The organism is Legionella waltersii (genome assembly GCF_001468085.1).
Classification (GTDB): Bacteria; Pseudomonadota; Gammaproteobacteria; order Legionellales; family Legionellaceae; genus Legionella; species Legionella waltersii.
The window spans coordinates 681790-689407 of record NZ_LNZB01000060.1 but is presented as its reverse complement, the minus strand read 5'-3'; the positions used below and the strand labels follow the sequence as shown (position 1 = coordinate 689407).

The window sequence follows — 7618 nt, the reverse complement described above, 5'->3', positions numbered from 1 at the left end:
CTCTCCTTGTTCTTATGTTCAAGAAAAACGATATCTTATGCCTCGGCTCCAAAAAACTATCTGTGGGTGTTCAACATCAACAAGAATCAGTGTTCAACTTCGCAGGAATTGGTGTTCAACATCAGCAAGAATATGCAGTTATACCAAGTGAGACCAGAGCGCTAAAAGAGCTATTCTTAAGCTCATTAATCATGTCTGAAAATTTAGGTACATGTTTACGACACCACTGTTTGTGGTCGGAAAAATCACCCATCCCTCCTTGGATATTCCGACATCATTAATCGGTATTTTCTGGAGTCGGCCCCATTACCACTATTATTGTAAAATACATAAACATTGCATCAGCAGGACGATCACTAATATTATTTTCCATTCCGCCAAGTAAACGATAAAATCATACTTTAAGCCATAATAATTAATGCGGGGCCCCGTGTCAGAAATCGTTATATATACAGCTAAAAATGGGCAAATTGAAATAGATGTCAATCTGGCTAACGAGACTGTTTGGCTTACCTTAAATCAGATGACTCAATTATTCGGGCGTGATAAGTCAGTTATTTCACGACATTTAAATAATGTATTTAAAATCGATGAGTTAGATAAGGATTCAGTTGTTGCAAATTTTGCAACAACTGCCTCGGATGGCAAAACATATCAAGTTGATTATTATAATCTTGATGCCATAATCTCCGTTGGTTATAGAGTAAACTCCAAAGAAGGTGTGCAATTCAGAAAATGGGCTAGCAATATATTAAAAGAACACTTAATTCACGGGTATACAACCAATGAAAAGCGGTTGAATCAACAAGGTATCGATGAACTACAACAAACCGTAGAGCTATTACAAAAAACTTTAATTAATCAACATCTAGTTAATGATCTAGGACGAGAAGCTATACAAATAATATTAGCTTATACTAAAACTTGGAATTTGCTCTTAGCTTATGATGAGGGTGAACTGAAGTTACCGACAGTAGGCAAATCAACATCATCTAAATTGAGTTATCATATAGCACTATCAGCAATTAGGTCATTAAAACAAGAGTTAAGTGCACGCAATTAAGCAACAGAATTTTTTGGAAAAGAGCGTGACGGAGGTTTGGATAGTATTTTAAATAATATCGAGCAAACCTTTGGCGGCGAATCTTTATATAAAACACCAGAAGAAAAAGCAGCTCATTTGTTATATTTCATCATTAAAGATCATCCATTCACCGATGGAAATAAGCGGATTGGTAGTTTCCTGTTTTTGCTGTATCTCAAATCACAAAATTTTCCCATTAAATTCAATGAAAATGGCTTAATTGCACTTGCTTTATTGGTTGCAGAAAGTAATCCGAACCAGAAAGATATTCTTATTCGCCTTATTGTTAATCTGCTTATTGATTAAAGCACTCTTACTAATTAAGTAGTTTAGGTAATTGGTGATTTCAAAAGTTACTTGGTTAAAACTCTGCGGGTTTATTTGCTGACAATTAAGGACAACCAAAGACAACAAGATAGCAATTGCCGATCTGCATTCTGCCTTGATTTGATGTGGTTTTTCGTTGTACACATTACCAACAAATGAATATGATTCGATGTAATCATATAAAAATATATTTACCTTTTTAAAGGCTGTAAAGTTGTATGCTCCGTTTTTTACGCTGTACTATATGTAGCATACTCGCCATGAGTTATATCAGTGTCTATGCTGAAATAATATCAGCGATTATGACCACAAACACTAAGATAGACTGCGCTTATACTTTAAATAGCAACCGCTCTATTATGGAAAAAACATGGCAGGGTGTGTGCGATGCAATAGGATTACCCCCAACCGATGTGCCAGGTGGTATGTGGTGTATGAATCCTTCTGGAAATCCAGTGTATGTGCAAGGAGGAGATATTTGTGCAGATGGATCTTTTGAAATACCTATGGATTTTGGTTGGTGTGAAGCCCCTGTAGCATCGTGTCCCAATTTATCTTGGACGTTGTCCGAAGACAAAAAAAACTGCTCAAGACCAGATTTTTCATGCATAATAAATCCTGATGAAGTTTCTGAAGAGAAATTACTAGCAGCAATAGCATATGGTGAGTCTTCCGCTATGGATAATTATGAAGAAATGGCGGCGATTGCTTATGCAACTTTAAGAAGACGAGATGCTGCCAAAATGCCATCGCTTCAAGCATTAATTAAAAAATATCCGAGTTTCAGCTTTGTAATTAGTGATGGAAACTCCCGTTATAGAAAATTAATGTGCTCTGATACAGAAATTAATTTAGAAAAGGCATATGATGCAGCTAGAAATGCACTTAACCAAGGTATTGATTATGCAAATGGCGGATGTTTTTGGGATGGGTATGATTTAAAAACTAGTGGACCGCATCATTATAAATACCGGCATGGATTTCATTTTACTCATGACCAACATAATATTTTCGATGTCACTGAGCCTCCACCTAGGAATATTACGACAAAAAAAGGACGATATGATTACGAATACGAATCTGTTGTTACCTATGGAAAAACTATATTTTGGAAGCTAAATAATAATTTTTTAAAAGCAACTGGAAATAAACAATGTCAATAAATCAACTTATTGGAGGGTTAGTGAGCCTGTTACTCCTGCCATACTCCTTTGCACAACCTCCTTTTGAAGTATTAAGATCCTGTGTTGATGAGAAGCCTTATAACAATAAGGTCACTATCCACACCAAAGAAGATGGCTCTTATGCAGATAACCATGAAAAAAATTGTGAAGAGCCATTTGAAGTAAGTTTCGACAATAAAACATATGGTTTTGTGAGATGCGCGGATATACCCTATTTAGTTGTTAATGGCCAAACAATTAATTTACAAAAAGCCGAAAATAGGTCAGTGAACCCAGAAATTAAACCTGGCTTGCTTTATCCAACCGATACATCATGGTCAAAAATTAAATTTAAAAACCAATCATACTTATGTCTTAATGGACCAATTTCACGGTCAGGGACAGGTTCAAATATTGGCCAATATTATATTGTTGAAAATGCATTTGAGAGCAATACTAAGCCTACTATTTATTATTATTTTTTTAATAAAGACATTATTCCAATAACAAGTAATAATTAACTATATTGTCTAATATAAGAGCAGTTTTTAATTTGATTATGCCTGTATTCACTCTATTCGCAATTTACGAACAATTAACAGTATATGTGCGGAGCAGGGTTTGATTTCTGCATCAGTACAGTATTTTTAGGGGCCTAATTGGGGGCCTTTTTGAAAATCACATTGATTAAATCATTAATTATCAATGAATTAGAGCCTAAAGCTTATAGGCGCCACCCACCAAATTAAAGAAATTCAAAATATCATTATAGGTAGCCTGGTTGCTATATGAGGCAGATCATATAATCATATATAGGGTATATATAGGGGTCTGACCAAAATTTATATTCTTTTATTTGGACTTGAAACGGCGATTATATGTATCCGTTTTAGAAAAACAAGGTTAAGTTCCTACAGCTTAAATTAGAAGGCATTTTAAGTCTTAAAAATAGCTTCTAAGAGTTAAAATTAGAGCCTTTTATCAGGTATCATATTGTTTATTATTAGAAATTTTTGGTCCGACCCCGATATTGTTGATTCATTGTTTTATATAGAAGTAATTGATCGAGCTGTTGTTGAAATTGATAGATAGCGTCTATTGCTGGGTTTTCAGCAAGAAATACATCACGCTTTTGAAGCCTCTGTGGCGATAATTTATCGGGTCGTGCTCTTAATAGAGCCAAAAAATGGCATGAACGTTTAATTCCTACTCCATGAAATTTTTACACAGCCTCTGAAGAATTTTGCATCTTCAGCCACTTGCATGTTTAATTTTGGGACGTTCACCATAAACCGAAATCGATCATCAGTCGAAGTTAGATTTTTGATTTGATCAACCACACAATCTATATCGTTAAAATTGTGGTGGAATGAATAGTCTAGATTTTGAAACGCATATTGAATAATTGTATCTGAGAAAAAATGATTATCTTTAATTAATTCATCCTTTAGTTTCGTATATAAGTATTGCAATTCACGCAGGTAAACCATAACACTACTATTTTTTGATTTTGGGGAAAATGAGCTCGTTGTTGGTATTTGAAGAGAGTAATAAATGGACTCAGAATTTTTTCTTCTTATATCGAAAGTAGATGGGGTCATGATGGTCGGTATCGTATTAACTAAACCGTATGAACTGACAAGGATATCCTGAAGCATACCTAAAGGTAGACCGTATTCAGTTACAGCAGGTGAAAAACCTGGAGACTCTCCTAACATGATATTGATTAAATGCTTGAATGTATCAAATAAGTAAGGATTCGGTTTTAGGTTGTTTTTTTCTAATAATAAGGAATACGTAGTATTACAATGTACCAAGTTGTTTGAGAATAGACATTTTTGTGAAAATACTTTAAAAAAATACTGCTGAATTTTATGCCATTCAACATTATGTTTAATATTAGTTATCCATTTTTCGGAAAAATATACCAAACTAGATCGCCATTTATTAGTTATTGTTGAGCTATTAAGAAGAGATTGGAATAAGTAGTGGTGGTTATAAGTGGTATCAGGTTTCGGCAATTGTATTCTTAAGGACCGGCACATTTTTGAAAATTTGTTAGAACATCCTATGCTCGGTAATACAAAAGAACTTCTTGTCCCAGAAGTCATGGATAAGACCCCGTTTGGTGCATAGTTAAAATCATGGTTGATATTTAATGTTCTGGTATAATTTAGAAACTCTCCTGGCTTTTGTACTCTAAATGGAATGATGGTATTTTTGGATTTTAAGTCCACAAAAAGCTCAAATTGTTTATCTAAAATGATGCCCATGGGTGAGTTATTTTTACCATAACCAAGATCTTTTAAAATTTCAGAAGGTAAATCGGGGTCATTTAGCCTAATATAATCACCATTTTTTAAGGGTATAAATTGGCTGATGGTGTCGCCAACGAGGTCTCCATATGGAAATTGTAAGAGGTAAAGTGGGCAATCCTTTCCTGGATTAATTTCTTCTACTAGACTATAAAACTCTTGGTTTGCTTGCTTAATTTCATCCTTTATCTCATCCCAAAAGATCCTTCTTATATTAAGGTCCTTCATTTCCATTTTACAACTCACTTACCAATTATTTGAATTTAACTTAAAAAATTGCTCACAATTCTAGCATGTTAAAAAAATTAAATTAAATATTCTTTTCAGGTTTGTCGGTAAATGCTTACAAAGTGGATAAGAAGTAGCTTGTTTACAGTATCTGTGCGTGCATAAAATAGAAGCCATTTTGAGGCTTAAAAATGATGGTTACTAGAGAATATATTAGGATCTTATTTGCGGTGAGTTAAGTAGTTCGGTTTTATAGTAGCAACTCCATCGACACTGTCGTTTTGTTTTCATAAAATCTAACGTTGGGTCCCGACACAACTATACTACATTCGATCTGAGCCCTTGAAAATTATACCAGAACCGATATAATTATATCAAAAAAGATATAAAAATAATGAATGAAACCGATACGATTTTTAGGTGATTCATTAACTAGTCTGCGTGAATTTAATAGTGATGCAAAACAAGATGCGGGTTACCAACTTCATAAAGTACAACGTGGTGAGCGGCCCGATGATTTTAAACCCATGCTTTCGATTGGCAAGGGTGTTGATGAAATTAGAATTTGGGATGAATCGGGAACGTATCGTATTATTTACACAGCAAGACTAGCGGATGCAGTATATGTTTTACATGCATTCCAAAAGAAAACTCAAGCCACAGCAAAACGTGATATTGATCTTGCAAAAGCACGTTTTACTGAACTGATGAGGAGCAAATAGAAATGAGTAAAGTAGAAAGCTTCGATAACATTTGGGATGCAATTGCTGATACCGCTGGGGAATCAGCTAATATGCAAGCGAAGGCTGAATTGATGCGCCAAATTGTAGCGATTGTTAAAAAAAATGGTTGGAAACAAGTTGAAGCCGCTCAACATTGCGGAATCACCCAACCACGTTTGAATGATATGTTACGTGGTCGTATTTCTCGATTTTCATTAGATGCCTTGGTAAATATTGCAGCAGCTATTGGGCAACGTGTTCATATTGAGTTAGAAGCGGCATAGCGGCACCAAAACGGCACCATTTGCAGACAACTAAAGACTATAAAAGACAACTTTGCATATTTTAGAAAAGGGGCGATAACCCAGATCCGACATGGTATTTCATGGTCTTTGATAGTATTTCATAAACAACACAAAAACCTATAATAGCGGGTTCAATTCCCGCCGCAACCACCAACTTATTGATTTATAAACATTTTTTTGATATTTCCCAATTACGGGGGGCACGCCCCAATTAACAACACAACACCCTAACGCGGGTTCTATAATTTTCAAAGTTACGAAAGCCATTATATATAGGGGGCTGACTAAAATTTATATCGAATAAACAATAGCATACGTCTTAAAACACCTGGATTTTAACTCTTAAAAGCTATTTTTGAGTCTTAAAAGAGCTAATGACCAGGGGAGTGAAGAAAACCCCCGGTTTATTTACTGGAGAAGCTATTTTTATTGATAATGTGCGTCAATTGTACTAACATATAATTAATAGAGATTATTTTGAGAAATATCATGTCCAATGCAAGAAAGGTGGATAATACAAAAACACCTACAGCTAAAAATCCACGAAAGGCAAGAAGACCGCAATCAAAGTCTGTGCGTGCTAAAACTTCCCGATTGGGTTTTCGTGCATCTGAATCGCAAGCCAAAATAATCCGGATGGCTTCTGATATAAGTCATAAGTCATTGACTGAATTTATAACGGATAGTGCGTATCAAGCTGCTGAAAAAATTATTTTAGATCAGAGACTTTTTATGGTTTCTGGCGATATCTTTAACCAATTTTCCGAAACTCTAGATCGCCCAGAGCAAGATAATGAAGGGCTAAAGGATTTATTTTCTTCATCATCTCCATGGGATTTAAATGACGTTAAAAAAACCTGAACCTTTAAATAAAGATCATAACTTAACTGATTTTAATAGTAATCACCCAGAATTAGATGAATGGTTAAAAAAATATGCTTTTCAAGCAAAAATGTCCGGTTCTGCCAATACTTTCATAGTTGCTGATAATAATCTTGTGGTTGGTTTTTATAGCCTTACAGTAGGGCAGGTAGATGTTGATGAGGCATCTGAACGAATAAAAAAGGGAATGGGCAAATATCCTATTCCTGTTGTCATATTAGCAAGATTAGCTGTTCTTAATACATATCAGGGTATGGGTATTGGGAAAGCAATGCTTAAAGATGCAATATTAAAAACCTTGCAAATTGCAGAACAAGGTGGTGTAAGAGCTTTATTAGTTCATGCTATAGATGAAAAAGCCGAAGCCTTTTATAAACGATTTGGCTTTGAACCTTCTCCAATAAGAGAGAATCAGCTATTACTTCTTTTAAAAGACGCTAAAAAAATAATATCTGAACAACGGTGAGCTAAATTCCACGTCAAGTCATTCAGTCTGATTATCGTGAAACTGGATATATTAGAATCTTTAATCTATTAAGCATAGGAAAAATAGCTGAACATTAAATTAAAATATCAAAGGGTTTATTGCGGG

At 34.7% G+C, this 7618-nt stretch carries 8 protein-coding genes and 2 pseudogenes; 9 read left to right on the top strand and 1 reads right to left on the bottom strand.

Features of this window, described 5'->3' with window-relative positions:
- The 5 genes and pseudogenes from Lwal_RS18005 to Lwal_RS16230 all read left to right on the top strand — a co-directional run.
- A pseudogene (locus Lwal_RS18005) lies at positions 1–281 on the top strand (hypothetical protein); the annotation flags it as partial.
- A gap of 149 nt (positions 282–430) precedes the next feature.
- The gene (locus Lwal_RS17820; RefSeq protein WP_197697711.1) at positions 431–1063 is read left to right on the top strand and encodes a virulence RhuM family protein; all 633 of its coding nucleotides are present in this window, start codon (positions 431–433) and stop codon (positions 1061–1063) included.
- Positions 1064–1090: 27 nt separating this feature from the next.
- A pseudogene (locus tag Lwal_RS17815) lies at positions 1091–1390 on the top strand (type II toxin-antitoxin system death-on-curing family toxin); the annotation flags it as partial.
- A gap of 281 nt (positions 1391–1671) precedes the next feature.
- On the top strand, positions 1672–2574 hold the full coding sequence (locus Lwal_RS18000; RefSeq protein WP_058481827.1) for a hypothetical protein: 903 nt from the start codon (positions 1672–1674) through the stop codon (positions 2572–2574).
- A complete protein-coding gene (locus Lwal_RS16230) occupies positions 2565–3095 on the top strand; it encodes a hypothetical protein (protein ID WP_058481826.1) in 531 nt (176 codons plus the stop codon). Before Lwal_RS18000 ends, Lwal_RS16230 begins: the two co-directional genes overlap by 10 nt.
- A gap of 678 nt (positions 3096–3773) precedes the next feature.
- On the opposite strand, the gene Lwal_RS16220 is transcribed toward Lwal_RS16230, so the two are convergent.
- Positions 3774–5123, bottom strand: coding sequence for a hypothetical protein (locus Lwal_RS16220; RefSeq protein WP_058481824.1), 1350 nt, complete (start codon positions 5121–5123; stop codon positions 3774–3776).
- Positions 5124–5515: 392 nt separating this feature from the next.
- On the opposite strand from Lwal_RS16220, the gene Lwal_RS16215 reads away from it, so the two are divergent.
- The 4 genes from Lwal_RS16215 to Lwal_RS16200 all read left to right on the top strand — a co-directional run bounded on the left by Lwal_RS16215 (position 5516) and on the right by Lwal_RS16200 (position 7492).
- Positions 5516–5839, top strand: coding sequence for a type II toxin-antitoxin system RelE/ParE family toxin (locus tag Lwal_RS16215; protein ID WP_058481823.1), 324 nt, complete (start codon positions 5516–5518; stop codon positions 5837–5839).
- A 2-nt stretch (positions 5840–5841) separates the two neighbouring features.
- The gene (locus Lwal_RS16210) at positions 5842–6123 is read left to right on the top strand and encodes a helix-turn-helix domain-containing protein (RefSeq protein WP_058481822.1); all 282 of its coding nucleotides are present in this window, start codon (positions 5842–5844) and stop codon (positions 6121–6123) included.
- Positions 6124–6633: 510 nt separating this feature from the next.
- Positions 6634–7005, top strand: a complete 372-nt coding sequence (locus tag Lwal_RS16205) for a type II toxin-antitoxin system TacA family antitoxin (protein ID WP_083500129.1) — start codon at positions 6634–6636, stop codon at positions 7003–7005.
- Entirely contained in the window at positions 6986–7492 is a 507-nt protein-coding gene (locus Lwal_RS16200) for a GNAT family N-acetyltransferase (protein ID WP_058481821.1), read from the top strand. The genes Lwal_RS16205 and Lwal_RS16200 overlap by 20 nt, the downstream gene beginning before the upstream one ends.
- Positions 7493–7618: the final 126 nt, after the last annotated feature.